The organism is Agriterribacter sp. (assembly GCF_035444585.1).
GTDB lineage: Bacteria > Bacteroidota > Bacteroidia > Chitinophagales > Chitinophagaceae > Agriterribacter.
Genome location: NZ_DAOMOZ010000331.1, coordinates 1 through 3,365 on the forward strand (window position 1 = coordinate 1; position 3,365 = coordinate 3,365).

The following is a 3,365-nucleotide window of genomic DNA, read 5'->3' on the forward strand; positions in this document are numbered from 1 at the left end:
TTTTGTAAATGGGTGCAAAAATAGTAAAATATGCATAGGATAAGCAATAGGTATTAGTTTTGTATCATATTTTAACCGTTATAAAAGTGGTCACAACATTTTACAATCTATTCATTATCATATATGGCTTTGCCATGAAACTCGCTTCCCTCTGGAATCCCAAAGCGAAGCAATGGGCAGATGGGCGAAAGCGCTTTTTCGAAAAGTTAAGCATATCCCTCGAAAATTTACCAAATGGTAATACCACCATATGGATGCACTGTGCTTCTTTGGGCGAATTTGAGCAGGGAAGGCCACTTTTAGAAAAAATAAGGGCACGGCATCCACATGTAAAAATCATACTTAGTTTTTTTTCTCCTTCGGGATATGAGGTCAGGAAGGATTACAAAGGCGCAGATCTGGTATGCTACCTGCCATTGGATACAGCTTCAAATGCAGCCGCATTTGTTACCAGTATTAAGCCTACGCTGGTACTGTGGGTGAAATATGAATTCTGGCTGCATTACCTGCAGGAACTAAAAAGAAAAAGCATACCTGTTTTGCTTATTTCGGGTTTGTTGCAAAATGCAAACGCTTTTTACGAATCATATCGCAAAAAACTGTTTGCCTGTTTTACTCATTTTTTTGTGCAAACAGAAGCATCCGCCCGGAAACTGGCGGCAATAGGATTTAGTGAAAATGTAACCGTATCGGGTGATACCCGTTTTGACAGGGTAATTGAAATTGCAGAGGCTTTTGAACACATACCTGCTGTGGCAGCATTTTGTTCGGGGCACAAAGTGCTGGTTGCCGGCAGCACCTGGACTGAAGATGAAGAAGAGCTGACACATTATGTAAGAGTGAACCCGGATATACGGTTTATAATAGCACCTCATGAAGTTGACGAAGAAAATATTAAAGACCTGCAAAAGGAATTTCCCCGATCCGTTCTTTTTTCAGCTTTGCAAGCTAATCCTCTTTATGATAACATCGTTAGCACTCCTGGTAGGCCTGCAGAACCAGTACAGAACAATGAAGTGGTTAATACACTGATCATAGATAATATCGGTATGCTTTCCCGCTTATATAAGTATGCCGACATAACTTACGTAGGCGGTGGCTTTGGTGAGTCGGGCCTTCACAATATACTGGAAGCTGCAGTATATGGTAAACCGGTTTTCTTTGGCCCTGTATATCATAAACATTTTGAAGCTATTGAACTTGAAGACGCAGGAGGCGCAATCAGCATAGAAAACGCCCTGGAACTGGAAGCAAGACTGAAAAAATTATGGGAAGACGAAAACCTGCTCAAAGAAAAAGGAAATGCTGCAAAACAATATATATATGCAAACGCCGGAGCTACAGGTTACATCATAGACTATATTTATAAAAACCGCCTTCTTACCAGTTGATCAAATTGCTTTACCGCCGGATGCTCTTCATTCCATCCCAGTTTCAGCTTCAGCTCACGCAATATCCAGAACTCGGCTTCGGGATAAATGGTAAAGTGATTGATGGTCTTTAGCGATCTTTCATACATCGCCTCATCTCCCCGAAAAAGCTCCGTGATGAAAATGAAACGGTCATTTACGCCGATCGCCTTCTTAATATCTTTAAGTGGTTCTTCTTTTAATTTTTCGGCCAGCTCTCTTTTCTGTTCATACAGCTTTTCGTTGAGCGATGGTTCCGTTCTGCCCATCACTTCGTTAAGTTCTTTTACCTGCGGCTGATGAGACAGCGTAGGCACTTCTTCCAGCACATTAAAACCCCGCGCTGCAACAGTACTCTTACTCCCGGATCCGTTTTTTGAAGGCAGGGTTCCTGCATCTTCATCTGGACTTACTTTTAATTCGTCATCGGTCTCGGGATTATCGTTGCTTTTATCATTACCCGGTTCATTTGACGATTGCGCCATATTGGACACAGATATACCGCCCGGCATCATTACTGCAATCTTTTTACGTCCCGGGGCATGTTGCCGCTGTTTGATCAAAAACAGCTCTGTTTGTAACATCTGCGCTACATGAATGATTTGATCGGGTGAAGCATTTTGCTGGTAAAGTTCCTGTAATTTGTTTATTAAAACGCCGATACGTTCCATTTGAATATGGTATTTTTGAGCGTCTGTTTAATTAAAAAATATATTATACAATATTTTCGGTGAAGTTACAAACACCTTGCCACAAAATAATCACAAATGTTTACCGAACCGCACATAAAAGGAGAACGAAGAGGATGGATAGAAGTAATATGCGGCTCCATGTTCAGCGGAAAAACGGAAGAACTGATCAGGAGATTAAAACGTGCAAAGATCGCTAACATGCAGGTTGAGATATTTAAGCCTGCGATGGATAACCGGTATCATGAAAACGAAATTGTTTCACACGACGAGAATTCCATTTTATCCACACCGGTTGAAAACGCGGGAGCCATACTATCACTTGCACGCAATGTAGATGTGGTGGGTGTTGATGAAGCGCAATTTTTTGATGATGAAATCCTAACCGTATGCAATCAATTGGCCCTGCAGGGCACAAGAGTAATTGTTGCCGGGCTAGATATGGATTATTCGGGGAGGCCTTTCGGACAAATGCCTGGCTTGCTTGCCACGGCAGAATACATTACCAAGCTCCACGCTATATGTGTGCGGTGCGGCAATATTGCCAGTTATTCGTATCGCAAAACAGCCCATGAGGCACAGGTAATAATAGGCGAGAAGGATATATATGAACCCAGGTGCCGGCATTGCTATAACCTGAAAGAATGATGCGGGATTTATGATTTCTGATTTTTTGATTTCTGATTTGGCTTGATCAAAATAAATCTTTCAGTCTTGCAATTTTATAGTCTTACGGTCTTGCAATCTTACAATCTTACAATCTTCCAGTCTTACAATCTTCCAATCTACCTTTCCACTCCCTAACTTTGCCACATGTACAAACACGTTGTAACACTTTTAAAAAAAGACCTGCTGCTGGAACTCAGGCAACAATATACTTTTTATGGTGTTTTGCTGTATGTAGCTTCGTCCATTTTTGTATTGTACCTGGCCATACAACAGCCCGAAAGCGATGTGTGGAACGGGTTATTCTGGATCATCCAGTTGTTTATTTGCGTAAACGCCGTGGCCAAAAGCTTTTTGCAGGAAACCAAAGGAAGGATGCTGTATTTTTATGCCATAGCGGGAGCACAGCAGTTTATCATTGCCAAATTATTGTACAATACTTTTATTATGCTGCTGATGAGCCTGATCAGCCTGGTACTTTTCAGAGCCCTCCTGGGCAATCCATTGGTAAACTTCTGGCAATTTACCGGCATCGTATGCATTGGGTCGGTAAGCCTGAGCCTTGTGTTTACCATGCTGGCCGCTATTGCGGCAAAAGCGC

Annotated in this window: 4 protein-coding genes; 3 read left to right on the top strand and 1 reads right to left on the bottom strand. The window is 42.0% G+C overall.

The genetic code is table 11. The features are described from left to right. Nucleotides 1-134: 134 nt before the first annotated feature. A complete protein-coding gene (locus PLH26_RS21055; RefSeq protein ID WP_324587986.1) occupies nt 135-1,391 on the top strand; it encodes a 3-deoxy-D-manno-octulosonic acid transferase in 1,257 nt (418 codons plus the stop codon). On the opposite strand, the gene PLH26_RS21060 is transcribed toward PLH26_RS21055, so the two are convergent. Then, complete coding sequence (locus tag PLH26_RS21060) at nt 1,364-2,080, bottom strand: DUF8457 domain-containing protein (RefSeq protein ID WP_324587987.1); 717 nt, start codon at nt 2,078-2,080, stop codon at nt 1,364-1,366. The genes PLH26_RS21055 and PLH26_RS21060 overlap by 28 nt on opposite strands. Before the next feature lie 96 nt (nt 2,081-2,176). Here PLH26_RS21060 and PLH26_RS21065 point away from each other — a divergent pair, with 96 nt between their 5' ends. Both PLH26_RS21065 and PLH26_RS21070 read left to right on the top strand, forming a co-directional pair. Beyond that, the gene (locus PLH26_RS21065; protein ID WP_324587988.1) at nt 2,177-2,746 is read left to right on the top strand and encodes a thymidine kinase; all 570 of its coding nucleotides are present in this window, start codon (nt 2,177-2,179) and stop codon (nt 2,744-2,746) included. A gap of 165 nt (nt 2,747-2,911) precedes the next feature. Then, nucleotides 2,912-3,365 (top strand): heme exporter protein CcmB (locus PLH26_RS21070; RefSeq protein WP_324587989.1); only part of this gene is annotated, 454 nt, incomplete at its 3' end.

What these genes read in the sequence shown, in the direction of transcription:
- PLH26_RS21055 (WP_324587986.1), top strand. Translation starts at nt 135, where the DNA reads ATGAAACTCGCTTCCCTCTGGAATCCCAAAGCGAAGCAATGGGCAGAT.
- PLH26_RS21060 (WP_324587987.1), bottom strand. Translation starts at nt 2,080, where the DNA reads ATGGAACGTATCGGCGTTTTAATAAACAAATTACAGGAACTTTACCAG.
- PLH26_RS21065 (WP_324587988.1), top strand. Translation starts at nt 2,177, where the DNA reads ATGTTTACCGAACCGCACATAAAAGGAGAACGAAGAGGATGGATAGAA.